The sequence below is a fragment of the Achromobacter sp. ACRQX genome (genome assembly GCF_022346505.1).
In the GTDB taxonomy this organism is placed as follows: Bacteria; Pseudomonadota; Gammaproteobacteria; order Burkholderiales; family Burkholderiaceae_B; genus Achromobacter; species Achromobacter animicus.
This window is the reverse complement of record NZ_JAKRML010000044.1, coordinates 1-18,962: the sequence shown is the minus strand read 5'-3', so window position 1 is coordinate 18,962 and position 18,962 is coordinate 1. Positions and strand designations below refer to the sequence as shown.

Genomic DNA, 18,962 nt, shown 5'->3' with positions numbered 1-18,962 from the left:
CAGCCATCCCTTCGCGCTTTCCCGTGCTGCAACCGCAGCCGGCGCCGCCGGCCGCGATCAGAACCACGACGTCAGAACCAGTACACGAACAGGTACAGGCCCAGCCACACCACGTCGACAAAGTGCCAGTACCAGGCCGCGCCTTCGAACCCGAAGTGATGGTCCGGCGTGAAATGCCCGCGGATCAGGCGGATCAGGATGACGGTGAGCATCGTGGCGCCCAGGATCACGTGGAACCCGTGAAAGCCGGTCAGCATGTAGAACAGCGACCCGTACGCGCCCGAGTTGAACTTGAGGTTCAGGTCCTGGTAGGCATGGATGTACTCAAACGCCTGACAGGCCACGAACACGAAGCCCAGGATGACGGTGGCCGCCAGCCAGAACTTCGCCTTGCCGCGGTGGTTTTCACGCAGCGCATGGTGGGCGATGGTCAGCGTGACGCCGGAGCTCAGCAGCAGGGCCGTGTTGATCGTGGGCAGCCAGAAGGGACCCACGGTCTGGAACGGTTCCACCACGCCAGCAGGACCGAAGTTCGGCCACGCGGCCTGGAAATCCGGCCACAGCATCAGGCGGTGGTCGATGTCGCCCAGCCACGGCGTCGTGATCGTGCGCGTGTACCAGAGCGCGCCAAAGAACGCCGCAAAGAACATGACCTCGGAGAAGATGAACCAGCTCATGCTCCAGCGGTACGAACCGTCGATGCGCTTGCTGTTCAGCCCGGTCTCGGACTCGTGGATGGCATCGCCGAACCAGTAATACATGACGATGACCACGCCGATGAACCCCACCAGCACGGACCACTTGCCCCAGTCCGCGCCGTTGACCCAGGCCGCGGCTCCCAGGCCCATGAAGAGCAGTGCCACGGCCATGCGCACGGGATGGCCCGAGTCGGCGGGGACAAAGTAGTACGGTGCCTCTTTACCTTGAACCGAGTGGCTTGCACTCATGGCTTTCTCCCTGGTACAGATTTAGATTTAGGTAATTCAAGTCAGGCTGGAAACGGCCCAACGAACAATTAAAACCAGCACAGTCACAAAGATTGCCGCTGCCAGCAGTCCGGCCACGATGACGTGGACCGGATTGAGCTTGGCGCTGTCCTCACGGTAGCCCGCGCCCTTGCGCACGCCGAAGAACCCCCACGCCACCGCCTTCATCGTCTGAAGGAAACTCAGCTTGCGCTGAGACGTTTCGCGAAGGTCGTCGCTCATGGCCCCGGCTCCTAGCCGACGGCCTTGCCGGTCAGCAAGGCCGAACCGCGGATCACCGTCCAGGCAAACACGGCAACGACGAAAACCAGAAGAACCAGTCCTGCGATCTTGTTACGGCGGCGCTGCTCGGGTGTCATTGCTGTGCTACCTGGAACATGGATAGGGATTTACTTCACTTCGGGCGGCGTTTCGAAGGTGTGGAACGGCGCGGGCGACGGCACCGTCCATTCCAGTCCTTCGGCGCCTTCCCACGGCTTGGCCGGGGCCGGTTCACCCTTGCCCATGTAGCAGCGCAGGATCGCAACCAGGAAAATCAGCTGCGACAGGCCGAACCAGAACGCGCCGATGGTGGCGAGCTGATGGAACGTCGTGAACTGCGCGGCGTAGTCGGCGTAACGGCGCGGCATGCCGGCCAGACCCAGGAAGTGCATCGGGAAGAAGGTCACGTTGAACGAGATCAGCGTGGACCAGAAGTGCAGCTTGCCCAGCTTTTCGCTGTACATGCGGCCCGTCCACTTGGGCACCCAGTAATAGGCACCTGCAAACAGCGCGAACAGGGAACCGGCCACCAGCACGTAGTGGAAGTGCGCCACCACGTAATAGGTGTCGTGGACCTGGATGTCGATCGGGGCCACCGACAGGATCAGGCCCGTGAAGCCGCCCATCGTGAACACGAAGATGAAGCCGATGGAAAACAGCATCGGCGTCTCGAACGTCATGGACCCGCGCCACATCGTCGCGACCCAGTTGAACACCTTCACCCCGGTCGGGATGGAGATGAGCATGGTGGCGTACATGAAGTAGAGCTGGCCGGTCACCGGCATGCCCGTCGTGAACATGTGGTGCGCCCACACGATGAACGACAGCACGGCGATGGAGGCGGTGGCGTACACCATCGAGGCGTAGCCGAAGAGCTTCTTGCGGGCGAACGCGGGCACGATGGCCGACACGATGCCGAACGCCGGCAAGATCATGATGTAGACCTCGGGGTGCCCGAAGAACCAGAACACGTGCTGGTACAGGACCGGGTCACCGCCGGCGGCGGCATTGAAGAAGCCCGTGCCGAAGTGGCGGTCGGTCAGCACCATGGTGATGGCCGCGGCCAGCACCGGCATCACGGCCAGCAGCAGGAACGCCGTGATCAGCCAGGTCCAGCAGAACAGCGGCATCTTCATCAGCGTCAGGCCGGGCGCGCGCATGTTCAGGATGGTCACGATGATGTTGATCGCGCCCATGATGGACGACGCGCCCATGATGTGGATGGCGAAGATGGCCAGGTCCATGCCGGGGCCCATCTGCAGCGACAGCGGCGCGTACAGCGTCCAGCCCGCGGCGGTGGCGCCGCCCGGCACGAAGAACGAGGCGGTCAGCATGATCGCGGCGACCGGCAGCAGCCAGAAGCTGAAGTTGTTCATCCGCGCGAACGCCATATCGGATGCGCCGATCTGCATCGGAATCATCCAGTTCGCAAAGCCCACGAAGGCCGGCATGATCGCGCCGAACACCATGATCAGGCCGTGCATCGTGGTGAACTGGTTGAACAGCTCGGGGCGGAAGAACTGCAGGCCGGGCTCGAAGAGCTCGGTGCGCAGCAGAAGGGCGAGCGTGCCGCCCTCCAGAAGCATGACGAACGAGAAGATGAGGTACATCGTCCCGATGTCTTTGTGGTTCGTTGCAAAAAGCCACCGGCGCCAGCCCGTGGGCACGCCGTGGTGGTGGTCATCGTGACCGTGGCCGTGGCCCGGCGACACGTGGTCTACAGTGACGCTGCTCATGATGGACTCCTTCCTGCTGAGTGCCAGCCCCGTTCAACGGGGCGGCAGGGTATCTCTGACTAAACGGAACCGGTTCTACCGGTGAAGGAACGGCCCAGGCGCAATCAGCGCGCGGGCGTGATGTCCTTCGGAAGAACCGTCGGGTCCTGCCCCTTGCCGGCGTTGCTCCAGGCATGGCGCGTATAGCTGATGACCGCTGCGATCTCGACATCGTTGAGCTGCCCGCCGAACGCCGCCATGGCGGTGCCGGGCTTGCCCTTCAGCACGGTGTTGATCTGCTCCCCCTTGGGGCCCAGAACAACCTTGTCTCCGTCGAGCGGCGGGAAGGAACCGGGAATGCCCTTGCCGTTGGCCTGGTGGCAGGCCACGCAATTTGCCGCGAAAACCTTTTCGCCGCGGGCAACCAGTTCAGCTTCCGTCCACTCTTTATTGGGATCGTCGGCGTTTGCCGCCATCTTCTTCTTTTGGTCTTCAACCCACTTATCGTAGTCGGGCTGCGCCAGGACTTCCACGACGATGGGCATGAAGGCGTGGTCCTTGCCGCACAATTCCGCGCACTGGCCGCGATAGATGCCAGGCTTTTCGGCGTTGAACCAGGTGTCGCGCAGGAACCCGGGGATGGCGTCCTGTTTCACGCCGAAGTCCGGAACCATCCACGAGTGGATGACGTCGGCCGCCGTGAGGACGATGCGGATCTTCTTGTTGGCGGGGACGACCAGGTGGTTGTCCACTTCCATCAGATAGAACTCGCCCTTGGGCTCGCGGTTCTCGATCTGGGCGCGCGGCGTGGAAAGCGTGGAGAGGAACTTGATGCCGGCGGCCGAGCCGTCCAGATATTCGTAGCCCCACTTCCATTGATAGCCGGTGACCTTGACGGTCAGGTCCGCGCTGGAAGTGTCTTTCATGGCGACGACCGTCTTGGTGGCCGGCAGCGCCATGGCGATGACGATGATGAAGGGGATGACCGTCCAGGCGACTTCGACGCCCAGGTGTTCGTGGAAGGTCGCCGCCTTGTGGCCGCGGGACTTCCGGTGCGCCCAGATGGAGTAGAACATCACTCCAAAGACGCCGATGAAAATCACAATACAGATCGTGAGCAGCAACCAATGCAGCCACATGATGTCGCGCGAAATCGCGGTGACGCCTTCATGCAGGTTCAGCTGATTGACCTTCGGACCGCCGGGCATGTTTTGCACCTGGGCACCGGCCACGCCGCCAATCAGCATCGCACAAGCCCCCAGTATCCCTCTCCACTTCTTCATGCTTACCTCGAAATACGGCGCGAAGGCCCATTTGCTGGTGGCGGAAGTCACCGGAATACGGGCAACACGCAATTATTAGATGGCAGGGCGATGCAGGGAGATAGAGCGGCCCTGTCGTTCCCTCTCGAAATCACAAAGAAACTGGCGGATTATAGCGGACGCGCAAACAGATGTAATTTAGTGCTCTTGAATTCATGCGGCCCGCCCCCATGTGCGCTCGCCCCTTGACTACGGGCCGTAAACCGGGTGGCTTAAAATCGCCCGCAACCTCATCTCCTTGGCGCCACGATGCAAAAGCAGTTGCCCGATTTGTATGCCGCCCTGTGCGCCCGCGCGCAGGAGCCCGCCCCTGAAGGCGCGCGCGCTTTATATATAGCGGGGCGCCGCTGCGGCTGGGCCACGCACGCAGCCTGCGATGCGCTGCGCGATGCGCCGCAAACGCACGCGGACGACACGGCGCTGCGCATCGGCGAGGGTCTTGCGCCCGGCAATGCGCTGGACGCCGTGCTGGAACAGGCCGCGGAACTGTTGCGCCAAGCCAACTGCCTGCGCGGCTGGCGCGATGAATTGCTGGACGTTCTGGATGGCGACGAGCCGCTGGGCGTCATCGAACGCGCCGCCGTGCGGCCGTTGGGTCTGTTGACCAAGGCCGTGCATCTGAATGCGTGGACGCCCGACGGCAAGCTGTGGGTCGCCCGGCGCTCGCTCAGCAAGTCGACCGATCCCGGTATGTGGGACACGCTGGTCGGCGGACTGGCGGGAAGGGGCGAGGATCTGGAACTGGCGCTGGTGCGCGAATGCGGCGAAGAAGCCGGCCTGGACGAACCCGACCTCGCGCGCCGCACGCCGCTGCGCACGATTTTGCGCATCCACCGCCGGCTGCCCGAGGGCTATCAGGTGGAAGATGTGCTGACCAGCACGTGCATCCTTGCGCCGGACGCGCGGCCCGCCAACCGTGATGGCGAGGTCATGGAAATCGCCACCGTCGACGTCGCGACGGCCTTGCACCATATCGCCGAAGGCGAGTTCACGCTGGAAGCGGCCCTGGTGCTGGTCGAAGACATCATGCGGCGCCAGGCCGTCGGCGACATCAAGATCTGAATCGTTGAATCGGGCCACGCCCACGGGGCGGGCCCAGTCACCCTCAAATGAAACTGCCGGCACGCGCGCGGTGGCGCGCCCGGCAGAGTGCGGCTAGCGGGACGCTGGTTCCGGCGTTCCCAGCACGGGGCCGCTCGGCGCAGCGGCGCCCGACGCGTCGGCGTCCGACGCATTGGCGCCCGGAACCTCTCCGCCGTCAGCCGGCTCGCCGCGCAGTTCACGCGCCGCCCGCAGGTCCTCGCCTTCCGGCGGACCGCCTGCGCCGGCCGCTTCCGCCGCTTCGGCCGCCTGCGCGGAGCTAGGCCCCGCCACCGGCGCGGGCGTGGCCGCCGCCGCCGCGGAAGCCTGCGAAAACTGCTTCCAGACTTCAATCGCCCGCAAACGCTGCTTGGCCACGACCTGAATGCGATCGCGCAGGTTTTCGTCGCGGGCCAGCAGCGCATGGAAATCGCGCGAAGTCAGCATCAGCAGCTTGCTGTACCCCAGCGATGTCACGTCCGGCGTCAATTGCTCTTCGCCTAAAAGACCCAGTTCGCCAAAGAATTCGCCGCTACCCAGCTCGATCATGGTGTTGTCGGGCAGATGGACCGCCACCGCGCCCGACGCCACAAAGCACATCTCCTCGCCGTGCCGCCCCTTGGTCAACACCCGCTGGTCGGGCAGGGCCAGGCGCGGCTTGAGCAGCTTGCTGATGGCGCGCAGGGAGTCGGGCGACAGGCCTTCAAAAAGCGGCACGCGCTTGATCAGTTCGGCCGCACTCATTTCGATGTCCAGCGGCGGATGCTTGTCGATGTGCGCCCAGCGGCTTTTCAGTTGCTCGGTCAGGTCGGCATAGACCTCGCCGCTGATCAGGAACTGCTCAAGCATGTCGCGGTAGCGGATGCGTTCAAGCTCGCGCGCCACGCGGCCCAGATAGCTTTCCTGCAGCCATTGGGCGTACGACGGATATTGCAGGTTCAGCGCCTGCATCGCGTTTTCGATCAGGTCCAGGCGGCGCTGATGCAGCGACACGATGCGCTGCGTGGCCTCTTCGCCCAGCAGCGGCGTGATTTGTTCGCGGGCAAAGCCGATCAGGCGCTGCGCGACCGACCGCTTGCTCATCAGGTTGGCAAAGCGCTGGCCGAGCTCGCGCGCCAGCCATCCCTGGAATCCAAATACGTAGTGCAGCCGCAGCGCCAGCCGGAAGCCCGTCGAATAGCGGACGTCGGCAGCAATAGCGCGCTCAAAGCCCTCCACGCCGCCCAGCCGGATCGCATCTTCCAGCCGCTCGGCCCGCGCCAGCAGCGTTTCCGCCATGCGCCAGTCCACGATCTGCGCCTTCAGGATGTCGAAGAACATTTCCTCTTCGCGCTGCGCCACGATCGCCAAGCCCACGGCCACGCGCTGCTCGTCGGTCATCTGGCTGACCCGGCCGTCGTGCACGCTGGCCAGGCTGGCGTCGAACACCGCACGGATGCGGTCGCGCACTTCGTTGCCGATATGTTCGGCCTTGGCCACTTCCTCGGTCTTGCCCTGCAGGTCTTCCAGCGCCACGGCCAGCACCTGGTTGCGGATGGTGCGCTCAACGGGCGACAACTGGTTCAGCCCGAGCATCCGGATCAGCGGCCGCAGGCTGATGCCATTGACGAACAAGGTCATCAGCACGAAGCCCGTTGTCGCCACGGCAATGAACTGGCGCGCCTCTTCGGGCACGCCGGTCTGTTCGGTCACCGCCAGCGCCAGCGCCAGCGACACGGCGCCGCGCAGGCCGCCCCACAGCATCACCACCTTGTACGGATTGCTGACCTTGGTGCCCAGCCGCGTCAGACCCAAGAGCGGCAGCAGCCCGAACACCACAATCGCCCGCGCCACCAGCGTCACCACGAACACCACACCCACCAGCACCAGTTCCTGCCAATCGGCCGCCGCCATCAGCTTGGGGATCAGCATCGCAGCAAACAGGAAGATGAGGGAGTTGGCCCAGAAGCCAAACTGCTCCCACGCGCTGGACAGATGCTCGAAGGTGGTCGGCGACATGCGCGTGCGGCCGGTGGAGCCCACCACCAGGCCCGCGATCACCGTGGCCACCACGCCCGAGACGTTCAGGTAATGCTCGGAGATGAAGAAGGACAGATAGGCCAGCGTCAGGGTCAGCGTGATCTCGGCGGTAGGAAAGCCGCGCAGCCAGGCAAACAGGAAGCAGGCCAGACGCCCCATCGCAAAGCCGGCCACGCCGCCGCCGATGAAGTGCACGATGAAGTCGTTGAAGATGCCGCTGACGGACAATTCGCCCTTGCCGCTCAGCACCGCCAGCAGCACGGAATACAGCGCGATGGACGCCGCATCGTTGAACAGGCTTTCGCCCTCGACCAGCGTGGTCAGTCGCTTGGGCGCGCCCACTTCGCGAAAGATGCCGACCACCGCCACCGGGTCCGTCGTGGCCACGATGGCGCCGAGCAACAGGCACACCACCAATCCATAGGGCGAGATGGCGTCCAGCGTCACGCCGACCACAACCGTGCAGACGACCACGGCCACGATGGCCATCATCAGGATCGGACCGATGTCGTCCATCAGACGCCGCACGTTCATCGACAGCGCCGTCTCAAAGAGCAGCACCGGCAGGAACACCATCAGGAAGGTCTCTGACGAGATCTCGAAGCGCTCCAGCGAATCGAGAAAGTCGCCGATCCAGGCCGGCGCCCAGCCGTGCACGTGAATCACGATCCCGAGCAGACAGCCAACGATGGCGAGCAGCACCGAATAGGGCAGCTTGACGCGGCCGGCCAGGGGCGGCATGAAGCAGACCAGCGTGAGCAGGCCCGCAAGACCAAATACAAGAAAACCAACATCCATGGGTAGCGCCGCGTCCCGATCGTAGTGCGTGTGGAAAGTTCCACAAGAATAGCGGCTTTTTTCCGGCGCTCGCGGCCGGGGCGTGACGGGAATCGAGGAGAATGCACGTTTCGTTACCCCAATGGACGCTTGCGAAACGTGCCGCGCCATGTTTTTTGGGTAATGTGGCATCACGCGAACTTTTGCAGGAGCGGCACGTGGCACGCATCCACACCTTGACCCGGCGCCACGACGCGCCCGCGATGCTCGTCCAGTTGACCGATAGCCATCTGTTCGGCGAGCCCGAAACGTCGATGCTGGGCGTCAATACCGACGCGAGCCTGCGCGCCGTGCTGCGCCAGATCGAGGCCGATGGCAAGCATCCCGACCTGCTGCTCGCCACCGGCGACCTGTCGCAGGATGGCGAGGCCGCGGGCTACCAGCGCTTTGCGCGCATCCTGTCCGAATCGGCCGCGCTGGATCGCGCAACGATCCGTTGCCTGCCGGGCAATCACGATCAACCGGCCGTCCTGCGCCAGGAATTGTCCGACTGGTCGATGCCGGTGACGGACGTGGGCGCATGGCGCGTCGTCACGCTGGACACGACGGTGCCCGGCTCGAACGCCGGCCATCTGTGCAATAGCGAACTCGACATGCTGGAAGCGGCGCTGGCCCAGGCGCCCAACCGCCACACGCTGGTGGCGATGCACCACAACCCGATGCAGATCGACAGCCACTGGCATGACTCGATGATGATCGACAACCCGCAGGCGCTCTTCAAACTGCTTGCACGGTTTCCGCAGGTACGCGTGCTGCTGTGGGGCCACGTGCACCACGAGTTCGACCGCCGCCGCCACAATCTGCGCATGCTGGCCACGCCGTCCACATGCTTTCAGTTCAGCATCCGCGACGGCAAGCACATCGTCGACAACATGGCGCCGGGCTACCGGTGGATCAAGCTTTATCAGGATGGATCGATGGCGACCGGCGTGCGCCGCGTGCAGGACGCGCTGTGGCACACCGCGCTGCAACCGCCAGACAGCGCGCGCGCCGCTTGATCTGTCCGAGGACGGCGTCGAAACAGGCGCCGTTTTTTTTGGGCGCTGCGTTCCGAGCGCGCATAAAAAACGGGGCACCGATATGCTAGGTGCCCCGCAAGCATCCGTCTCATAGGGGAGGGGAAAGAGGAGAAGCCGAGACGGATGACAAGACTGCTAACCGAAGTTCGCGGTCTACATGAAGTTAGGCGGCGCCTTCCTCATTAAGTTTCTGCGAACGCAGAAAATTTGCCCCCGAATTTGTATCAATTTATTGGCCGTCCCGTTGTCATCGGCCGGCTGCTGAACGCGGCGCGCAATGTCAGGCGCCAAAGAAAAAGGCCGCAATGTGCGGCCTTTGTCATGCGCGGGACAGCAATCACGAGGCGAGGTTGCCGCGCATCTTCTTGAGCGCCGCCGCTTCGATCTGGCGAATGCGTTCGGCCGACACGCCGAACTCTTGCGCAAGCTCGTGCAGGGTGGCGCCGCCGTCGTCCTGCAGCCAGCGGGCTTCGACGATGCGGCGCGAGCGCGGATCCAGCGCTTCAAGCGCGGTGGTCAGGCCGGCGCTTTGCAGGTGATCGCGCGCAGCGCGCTCCAGCACGCGCGTGGGTTCCTGGCGGCCTTCGTCGGACAGGTAGGCGATCGGCGCGTAGCTGTCGTCGTCGTCATCCTGGTTTTCCAGCGACATGTCGCGGCCGGACATGCGGACTTCCATTTCGCTCACGTCTTCGTTGCGCACGTTCAGCTCGCGAGCGATGTGGTCGACCTGTTCGGGATCCAGGGTCTGGCCGTCGGGACGCATGCTGCGCAGATTGAAGAACAGTTTGCGCTGCGCCTTGGTCGTGGCCACCTTGACCAGCCGCCAGTTGCGGATGATGTATTCGTGGATTTCGGCCTTGATCCAGTGAACCGCGAACGACACCAGGCGCACGCCGCGCTCGGGGTCGAAACGCTTGACGGCCTTCATGAGGCCGACGTTGCCTTCCTGGATGAGGTCAGCGTGAGGCAGACCGTAACCCAGATACTGACGGGCCACGGACACCACAAGACGCAGGTGCGAAAGAATCAGCTCGCGGGCGGCACCCAGATCTTCCTGGTCGCGCAGGCGGCGGCCGAGTTCCGTTTCGCGATCCGCGGACAACACCGGCAGGCGGTTGACCGCGGAAATATAAGCGTCGATCGTACCGAGAGCGCCCGGATTGGCGATGGCCAACGCCAGAGCGTTGCCGGAGGCGGTCAACGAGGTACTGGGTTGCTTCATAGCGGGGGTCTCCGGATGGCGAGAAAACGACATGAATTCGATGTTAGCACTCAAGTAATAGGAGTGCTAATTCGACTGTTGCGACGCGTCAAAGTTTCAATTCCGTGACGCGTCCCCGTTTATTCGGGAGCCGGGGCGGTTCACCACCCGAGGCGCTTCAGCCCTTCGGCGGTGGCTTCGCCGTCCGGACGGATGAAGAGCGCGCCGCGCGGGTCCATGAAGACCTGGTAACGGGCCCCGTCGAACAGGGGCATGTAGGCGCCGCTGCCAAATTGGACATCGACAAAGGGGAACCAGTTCGGAAAACTTTTCTTCAGGGAACCCAGGTCCGGTGCGGGCCAGTCGTCCAGGGGATGCACAGAGCGCGTGGCCGTCGCTTCGCGGGCGGCATCGCTGTAGCGGCCCGACAGGCGCTCCAGCCGATACAGGGGCGGCACGCCGGCCATGAGCGCCGGCAGTTTCCAGCGCACGACCCGGGCGTCGATCTGCCACTGGTCGCCGTAAAGTACATATTGCTTGTCGCCGATGCCCGGGGCATTGGCGTTGACCTGGAACTGGCCCTCGGCCTGTTGGCGGATGTCGATGCGGGCGACCGGCTGGTCGGTAGTCAGGCGAACGAACTGCACCAGCGACAACGCGAGCAGGCCCGATACGCATCCCAGGCAAACCAGCAGCAGGCCGCATGCGCGGCGCACCGGCCGGAACTGAAACATGCGGCGTCCGCGTTCGTCGCGGGGACCACCCCTGCCCAGCAGCATGACGATGCCGGGCAACAGGACGATGACGGCGCCCAGCAGGATCCAGGCGAAGGGAGCAATTCCGTTGATCAAATCAGGCGTTCCTATTCAAGCCGCCGCGTCGTACAGCGCGGCGGGCGCAGGAAGCCGCCACCCGCCGCGGCAGGCTTCCAAGTATAGAAGCGCGTCTTCAGGCGTCCGGTTTTCCAAGCCGTTCGACGTGAAACCGGATGTGATCCTCGATGAACGTCGAGATGAAGTAATAGCCGTGGTCGTAGCCGGCCTGGCGGCGCAGGGTGAGCGGCTGTCCGGCGGCGGCGCAGGCCGCCTCGAATACCTCGGGATACAACTGTTCAGCCAGAAACTGGTCGGCTTCGCCCTGGTCGATGAGGATGCCGCCGGGGAAGGGCTGCTGCAGTCCGCGCATCAGGGCGGACGCGTCGTAGGCCGCCCAGTCTTCGGTTTGCGCGCCCAGGTAGGCGCCGAACGCCTTCTTGCCCCACGGGCATTGGCTGGGCGCCGCGATCGGTGCAAACGCTGACACCGAACGGAACTTGCCGGGATTGCGCAGCGCCAGCACCAGCGCGCCGTGGCCGCCCATGGAGTGTCCGAAGATGCCGGTGCGCGACGCGTCGCCCGGCAGTGCGCCGCCGGTGACGATGCCATGCAGTTCTTGCGTGACGTAGCTGTACATGCGGTAGTGATCGCGCCATGCAGTCGTGGTGGCGTCGACATAGAAGCCGGCGCCGGTGCCCAGGTCCCAGCTTTCGTCCTCGCCGGGCACGCCAGCGCCGCGGGGGCTGGTGTCGGGCGCCACCAGCATCACGCCCAGTTCCGCTGCCAGCCGCTGCGCGCCGGCCTTGATCATGAACGTTTCTTCGGTGCAGGTCAGGCCCGCCAGGTAGAACAGCACCGGCACCGGGCCGTGCTCGGCCTGCGGCGGCACGTACACGGAAAACCGCATGGGCAGGCCGATCTCGGTGGAGTCGTGGCGGTAGTAGCGCTGCGTGCCGCCGAAGCACCGATGCTGCGAGATGAGTTCGAGGGACGCGGCCATGGGCTTGCTCCGGAAAAGAAAAAATCGAGGTGGATAAAACGTCGGCGGGTTAGGGGAATCCACGGTGCGACGTTCCGTCGCCGAATGTTAACCTGCCCCTCAATGAGCGCTCGCCACAAAAAAATACGATTCCGCGCTCAGATTGTGATCACGGCACTTGACCAGCGCCCACCGTGGCACTATTTATATACCGTGTGTGAAGACAACCCGTTCTTCCTGATACGCAAGCCCTGACACTATGGCCCGTCTGCCCCGTCTGTATGCCCCTGGGCTGCCCCAACTGGTGCAGGCCAACTTTATTCAGCCGTTGGCGGCGCCATCGCAACCCGCGCCCGCCGACATCCTGAATCAGCTCGCCACGTGGCTGGGCGAGTCGGCCCAGCGGCACCGCGTATCGGTGCACGGCTGGCTCCTCGCCAACGACCGCATCCTGCTGCTTGCCACGCCCGCAGACGAAGAAGGCCTGCCGCGGCTGATGCAGACGCTGGGCCGCAATCTTGCGGCGCGGCTGCGCGGCGGGCGGGTGTTCGCCGGCCGTTACCGGTCGGCGCTGCTGGAACCCGGCGCGTGGGTGCTGCCCTCGCTGGTCTGGCTGGAAACGTATCCGGTTCGCAGCGGGGCTTCGCAGGACCCCGATTCGTGGCCCTGGTCGTCCGCGTCCAGCCATACCGGCAACACCAGCGCCGCGCCGGCCCAATGGCAGTCCGATCACGCCGACTACTGGGCTTGCGGCAACACGCCGTTCGACCGGCAGGCCAATTACCGCAAGCGGCTTCAGGATGGGCTGTCGCGCGAGGAAACCCAACGCATCGACCAGGCGGTCTCTGGCCAGTGGGCGCTGGGCGGTCCCAGCTTTATTGCCAGCCTGGCTCATACGGCCAGCCGGCGTGTGGCGCCCGGCCAGCGTGGCCGGCCCCGCAAGAAGCCGGCCGCGGCGCCCGCGGACAATGAGTCCAGCCCGCCGACGCCACCGACCACCACGCCACCGGTCAACAACTCCTGACCCCCCGACCCGCCATCACGGCGGGTTTTGTTTGTCTGCGTCCGGACATTGCGGTTGCCGCGCTGCCGCCGCAAGGCATTCGGGCAACCCGCGGAGTCGGCGCCGCAAAAACACGATCTGCTCGTGCGCTTGGCGACATCTGCGCCGCAAAAGCGCGATCCGCGCGCGCGCTTGACTCACATCATTGCGGGATCTGCGCGACGACAAGGTGCAATTTCCCCACACCTGAGATTGATCGCGCACAGAAAAACATGCTTTTAAACAGGGACGGATAGCGTGATTTTGCACCGCTTTGGACGCCCGAGTCACTGCGACAAAAGACGTGCTTCGGCGACAGCCAATAACGGCGCGGCCGTTGTTGTGTCCCTATATTCATGCGCTATGACGGCGCACCTATTTAATTAGGGTCATACCCCGTTTGTTCCTGTTGCACCCTGCTTGCGTCGGGGGTATCGTCCGACTCCTGCACTGCAACATTAGACGCAGGCCCACTGCGGAGCGCGCCATGCCCCAAATTACCCCGACCGAATCCTGTCCCACCTCCAAGGCAGTTGCCATCGATGCCACCCGCATCGGCCTGCCTTCGGCCCAGGGCCTGTACAACCCCAAGAACGAACATGATGCCTGCGGCGTCGGCTTCGTTGCCCACATCAAGGGCAAGAAAAGCCACGCGATCATCCAGCAGGGTCTGAAGATTCTTGAGAACCTGGACCACCGCGGCGCGGTCGGCGCAGACAAGCTCATGGGCGACGGCGCAGGCATCCTGATCCAGATCCCCGACACGCTGTACCGCGACGAACTCAGCCAGCAAGGCATCATCCTGCCCCCGCCCGGCGAGTACGGCGTGGCCATGGTGTTCCTGCCCAAGGAAACGGCGTCGCGCCTGGCCTGCGAACAGGAACTGGAGCGCTCGGTGCGCGCCGAGGGCCAGGTTGTGCTGGGCTGGCGCGACGTGCCGGTGGATGTCGACATGCCCATGTCGCCCACCGTCCGCGACTGCGAACCCGTGATCCGCCAGCTGTTCATCGGCCGCGGCGCCGACGTGATGGTGCCGGACGCGCTGGAACGCAAGCTCTACGTCATCCGCAAGACCGCCAGCCACGCCATCCAGAACATGCATCTGGCGCACGGCAAGGAATACTTCGTGCCCTCGGCCTCGGTGCGTACCGTGGTCTACAAGGGCCTGCTGCTGGCCGATCAGGTCGGCCGCTACTACCGCGACCTGGCCGACACCCGCACGGTGTCCGCGCTGGCGCTGGTCCACCAGCGTTTCTCGACCAACACGTTCCCCGCCTGGCCGCTGGCCCACCCGTACCGCATGATTGCCCACAACGGTGAAATCAACACGGTCAAGGGCAACTTCAACTGGCTGCGCGCCCGCGAAGGCATGATGCAGTCAGCCGTGCTGGGCGACGATCTGAAAAAGCTGTACCCCATCGTCTATGAAGGCCAGTCGGACACCGCAACGTTCGACAACTGCCTGGAACTGCTGGTGAATTCGGGCTACTCGCTGGCCCACGCCATGATGATGATGATCCCGGAAGCCTGGGAACAGCACACGCAGATGGACGAAAGCCGCCGCGCTTTCTATGAGTACCACGCCGCCATGATGGAGCCGTGGGACGGCCCCGCCGCAGTCGCGTTCACCGATGGCCGCCAGATCGGCGCCACGCTGGACCGCAACGGCCTGCGTCCTGCCCGCTACCTGGTCACCGACGACGACATGGTCATCCTGGCTTCCGAAGCCGGCACGCTGTCGATCCCCGAAAACCGCATCGTCAAGAAGTGGCGCCTGCAGCCGGGCAAGATGTTCCTGATCGACCTGGAACAAGGCCGCATCATCGACGACGCCGAGATCAAGCTGCAGTTGGCCAACAGCCGTCCGTACCGCCAGTGGATCGAACGCCTGCAGATCAAGCTGGAATCGCTGCCCGCGCCGCGTCAGGTCGCCGTGGCCACGCAATCGGCCGTGTCACTGCTGGACCGCCAACAGGCATTCGGCTGGACCCAGGAAGACTACAAGTTCATCCTGGAGCCCATGGCATCGAGCGGCGAGGAAGTCATCGGCTCGATGGGCAATGATGCCCCGCTGGCCGTGCTGTCGGACCGCGCCAAGCCGTTCTACAACTATTTCCGCCAGCTGTTCGCCCAGGTCACGAACCCGCCGATCGACCCGATCCGCGAACAGCTCGTGATGTCGCTGGTGTCCTTCATCGGTCCCAAGCCGAACCTGCTGGACATCAACAACGTCAACCCGCCGCTGCGCCTGGAAGTGTCCCAGCCGGTGCTGGACTTCGCCGCCATGGCGCAGATCCGCGACATCGACCAGGTCACGGGCAAGAAATTCCGCAGCTTTGAACTGGACATCACGTACCCCGCCGCCTGGGGTCCCGAGGGCATCGAAGCCCGCGTGGCGGCCTTGTGCGCGCGCGCCGTCGACGCGGTGCGCAGCGGCTACAACATCCTGATCGTGTCGGACCGCCTGGTCGACAGCGAGCGCGTGGCCATCCCTGCGCTGCTGGCCACGTCGGCCGTGCACCAGCACCTGATCCGCGCCGGCCTGCGCACCAACACGGGTCTCGTCGTCGAAACCGGTTCGGCCCGCGAAGTGCATCACTTCGCGCTCCTGGGCGGCTACGGCGCCGAAGCCATTCACCCCTACCTGGCGCTCGAATCGCTGGGCAAGATGAATGACCCCGAAAAGGCCGTGAAGAACTACATCAAGGCGCTGGGCAAGGGCCTGAACAAGGTCATGTCCAAGATGGGCATTTCCACGTACATGTCCTACACCGGCGCGCAGATCTTCGAAGCCGTTGGCCTGCAGAGCGCCCTGGTGAACAAGTACTTCACCGGCACCGCTTCCAACATCGAAGGCATCGGCATCTTCCAGGTCGCCGAAGAAGCGCTGCGCCAGCACCGCGCCGCCTTCAGCACCGACCCCGTGCTTGCCAACGACCTGGACGCCGGCGGCGAATACGCCTACCGCGTCCGCGGCGAAGAGCACATGTGGACGCCGGATTCGATCGCCAAGCTGCAGCACGCGTCGCGCGCCAACAACTACCGCACGTACAAGGAGTACGCGCAGATCATCAACGACCAGAGCCGTCGCCACATGACCCTGCGCGGCCTGTTCGAGTTCCGCTTCGACCCGTCGCGCGCCATCCCGCTGGACGACGTCGAGCCGGCCAAGGAAATCGTCAAGCGTTTTGCCACCGGCGCCATGTCGCTGGGCTCGATCTCGACCGAAGCCCACTCGGTGCTGGCCGTTGCCATGAACCGCATCGGCGGCAAGTCCAACACCGGCGAAGGCGGCGAGGACGAACTGCGCTACCGCGCCGAAATGCGCGAAGGCAAGAGCACCATCAAGGACGGCGACACGCTGGCCTCGGTGCTGGGCACGGACCGCATCGAAGCCGACGTCGAACTCAAGCGGGGCGACTCGCTGCGTTCGAAGATCAAGCAGGTGGCGTCGGGCCGTTTCGGCGTGACCGCCGAGTACCTGTCGTCCGCCGATCAGATCCAGATCAAGATGGCGCAGGGCGCCAAGCCCGGCGAAGGCGGCCAGCTGCCCGGCCACAAGGTGTCGGAATACATCGCCAAGCTGCGCTACTCGGTGCCCGGCGTGGGCCTCATCTCGCCCCCGCCGCACCATGACATCTACTCGATCGAAGATCTGGCGCAGCTGATCCACGACCTGAAGAACGTCAATTCCAAGTCCTCGATCTCGGTCAAGCTGGTGTCCGAAGTCGGCGTGGGCACGGTGGCCGCGGGCGTGGCCAAGGCCAAGGCCGACCACGTCGTGATCGCCGGCCATGATGGCGGCACGGGCGCGTCGCCGGTGTCGTCCATCAAGCACGTGGGCACGCCCTGGGAACTGGGCCTGGCCGAAACGCAGCAGACGCTGGTGCTGAACCGCCTGCGCAGCCGTATCCGCGTGCAGGCCGACGGCCAGATGAAGACCGGCCGCGACGTCGTCATCGGCGCGCTGCTGGGCGCCGACGAATTCGGCTTCGCGACCGCGCCGCTGGTCGTCGAAGGCTGCATCATGATGCGCAAGTGCCACCTGAACACCTGCCCGGTGGGCGTGGCCACGCAGGATCCCGCGCTGCGCAAGAAGTTCCAGGGCAAGCCCGAGCACGTCGTGAACTTCTTCTTCTTCATCGCCGAAGAAGTCCGCGAAATCATGGCCCAACTGGGCATCCGCAAGTTCGACGACCTGATCGGCCGCGCCGATCTGCTGGACATGCGTTCGGGCGTTGAGCACTGGAAGGCACAAGGGCTGGACTTCACCCGCGTGTTCCACCAGACGGTGTCCGACGCCGAAGTGCACCAGACCGAAGAGCAGGATCACGGTCTGGCCGGTGCGCTGGATCACCTGCTGATCGAGCGCAGCAAGCCCGCGCTGGAGCGTGGCGAGAAGGTGTCGTTCATCGTGCCGGTGCGCAACCGCAACCGCACGATCGGCGCGATGCTGTCCGGCGCCGTGGCCTCGCGCTACGGCCATGACGGCCTGCCCGACGACACCATCCACATCCAGTGCAACGGCACCGCCGGCCAGAGCTTCGGCGCGTTCCTGGCGCACGGCATCACGATGGACCTGGTGGGCGAAGGCAACGACTACGTGGGCAAGGGTCTGTCCGGCGGCCGCATCATCGTGCGCTCGCCCAACGACTTCCGCGGCTTCGGCCCCGACCACATCATTGCCGGCAACACCGTGCTGTACGGCGCGCTGGCAGGCGAGGCGTTCTTCAACGGCGTGGCGGGCGAGCGTTTCGCGGTGCGCAACTCGGGCGCAGCAACCGTCGTGGAAGGCACCGGCGATCACGGCTGCGAATACATGACCGGCGGCACCGTCGTCGTGCTGGGTTCCACCGGCCGCAACTTCGCGGCGGGCATGTCCGGCGGCGTGGCGTACGTCTGGGATCCGGACCGCACGCTCAAGCACCGTGTGAACCTGTCGATGGTGGAACTGGAATCGGTCGTGCCGCACGCCGAGCAGCAGTCGCTGAACAACATCGACATCTGGCACAGCGCGCAGCGCGGTGGCGAACGCGAGACGGACGAGTCCATCCTGCGCCGCCTGGTGGAAGATCACTTCCGCTACACCGGCAGCTACCGTGCCCGCGAAATCCTGGGCGACTGGGAAGCCTCGCGCGGCAAATTCGTGAAGATCATGCCGACGGACTACCGCCGCGCATTGGGTGAAATGTGGCGTGCAGCCAACCCGCAACAACTGGCTGCGTGAGGGATACCATGGGAAAGATCACTGGATTTATGGAATTTCAGCGTCTGCAGGAGGCCTCCGAGGCCCCGCAGAAGCGGCTGAAGAACTGGCGCGAATTCGTGCTGCACCTGACCGACGATCAGGCCAAGCAGCAGGCGGCGCGCTGCATGGACTGCGGCATCCCGTTCTGCAACAACGGCTGCCCGGTCAACAACATCATCCCGGACTGGAATGACCTGGTGTACAAGCAGGACTGGCGCCGCGCGCTGGACGTCCTGCATTCCACCAACAACTTCCCGGAGTTCACGGGCCGCATCTGCCCGGCGCCCTGCGAAGCCGCCTGTACCTTGAACATCAACAGCGACGCCGTGGGCATCAAGTCCATCGAGCACGCGATCATCGACAAGGGTTGGGCCGAAGGCTGGGTCGCGCCGCAAGTGCCGGCGCGCAAGACGGGCAAGAAGGTCGCCGTCGTGGGCT

At 64.5% G+C, this 18,962-nt stretch carries 13 protein-coding genes and 1 pseudogene; 5 read left to right on the top strand and 9 right to left on the bottom strand.

Annotation, left to right across the window (positions count from 1 at the left end; translation table 11 throughout):
- Positions 1–71: 71 nt before the first annotated feature.
- The 5 genes from MHZ91_RS26785 to coxB all read right to left on the bottom strand — a co-directional run bounded on the left by MHZ91_RS26785 (position 72) and on the right by coxB (position 4,245).
- Positions 72–947: a cytochrome c oxidase subunit 3 gene (locus MHZ91_RS26785; protein WP_175123885.1), complete on the bottom strand. Its 876-nt coding sequence runs from the start codon at positions 945–947 to the stop codon at positions 72–74.
- A gap of 36 nt (positions 948–983) precedes the next feature.
- A complete protein-coding gene (locus tag MHZ91_RS26780; RefSeq protein WP_056565538.1) occupies positions 984–1,208 on the bottom strand; it encodes a DUF2970 domain-containing protein in 225 nt (74 codons plus the stop codon).
- Positions 1,209–1,219: 11 nt separating this feature from the next.
- On the bottom strand, positions 1,220–1,345 hold the full coding sequence (locus MHZ91_RS26775; protein WP_217467855.1) for a cytochrome oxidase small assembly protein: 126 nt from the start codon (positions 1,343–1,345) through the stop codon (positions 1,220–1,222).
- Between the two features lie 30 nt (positions 1,346–1,375).
- Positions 1,376–2,983, bottom strand: coding sequence for a cytochrome c oxidase subunit I (gene ctaD / locus MHZ91_RS26770; protein ID WP_175123886.1), 1,608 nt, complete (start codon positions 2,981–2,983; stop codon positions 1,376–1,378).
- 104 nt (positions 2,984–3,087) lie between these two features.
- Positions 3,088–4,245: a cytochrome c oxidase subunit II gene (gene coxB, locus MHZ91_RS26765; protein WP_175137072.1), complete on the bottom strand. Its 1,158-nt coding sequence runs from the start codon at positions 4,243–4,245 to the stop codon at positions 3,088–3,090.
- Between the two features lie 288 nt (positions 4,246–4,533).
- On the opposite strand from coxB, the gene MHZ91_RS26760 reads away from it, so the two are divergent.
- On the top strand, positions 4,534–5,346 hold the full coding sequence (locus tag MHZ91_RS26760) for an NUDIX hydrolase family protein (protein ID WP_239216429.1): 813 nt from the start codon (positions 4,534–4,536) through the stop codon (positions 5,344–5,346).
- Positions 5,347–5,439: 93 nt separating this feature from the next.
- Here MHZ91_RS26760 and MHZ91_RS26755 read toward each other — a convergent pair whose 3' ends face one another.
- A complete protein-coding gene (locus MHZ91_RS26755; protein ID WP_239216428.1) occupies positions 5,440–8,181 on the bottom strand; it encodes a cation:proton antiporter in 2,742 nt (913 codons plus the stop codon).
- Positions 8,182–8,378: 197 nt separating this feature from the next.
- Between MHZ91_RS26755 and cpdA the strand changes: the two genes are divergently transcribed.
- Positions 8,379–9,218 (top strand): 3',5'-cyclic-AMP phosphodiesterase, encoded by an 840-nt coding sequence (gene cpdA / locus MHZ91_RS26750; RefSeq protein ID WP_239216427.1) that lies wholly within the window; start codon positions 8,379–8,381, stop codon positions 9,216–9,218.
- 358 nt (positions 9,219–9,576) lie between these two features.
- Here cpdA and rpoH read toward each other — a convergent pair whose 3' ends face one another.
- From rpoH to fghA, 3 genes are all read right to left on the bottom strand, one after another.
- Entirely contained in the window at positions 9,577–10,461 is an 885-nt protein-coding gene (gene rpoH, locus MHZ91_RS26745; protein WP_175137069.1) for an RNA polymerase sigma factor RpoH, read from the bottom strand.
- 140 nt (positions 10,462–10,601) lie between these two features.
- A complete protein-coding gene (locus tag MHZ91_RS26740) occupies positions 10,602–11,291 on the bottom strand; it encodes a hypothetical protein (RefSeq protein WP_105236942.1) in 690 nt (229 codons plus the stop codon).
- A gap of 97 nt (positions 11,292–11,388) precedes the next feature.
- Positions 11,389–12,255 (bottom strand): S-formylglutathione hydrolase, encoded by an 867-nt coding sequence (fghA, locus tag MHZ91_RS26735; protein WP_239216426.1) that lies wholly within the window; start codon positions 12,253–12,255, stop codon positions 11,389–11,391.
- Positions 12,256–12,493: 238 nt separating this feature from the next.
- On the opposite strand from fghA, the gene MHZ91_RS26730 reads away from it, so the two are divergent.
- The 3 genes and pseudogenes from MHZ91_RS26730 to gltD all read left to right on the top strand — a co-directional run.
- Positions 12,494–13,258 (top strand): hypothetical protein, encoded by a 765-nt coding sequence (locus MHZ91_RS26730; RefSeq protein ID WP_175123892.1) that lies wholly within the window; start codon positions 12,494–12,496, stop codon positions 13,256–13,258.
- A gap of 505 nt (positions 13,259–13,763) precedes the next feature.
- On the top strand, positions 13,764–18,503 hold the full coding sequence (locus MHZ91_RS26725; protein ID WP_175123893.1) for a glutamate synthase-related protein: 4,740 nt from the start codon (positions 13,764–13,766) through the stop codon (positions 18,501–18,503).
- Between the two features lie 8 nt (positions 18,504–18,511).
- A pseudogene (gene gltD, locus MHZ91_RS26720) lies at positions 18,512–18,962 on the top strand (glutamate synthase); the annotation flags it as partial.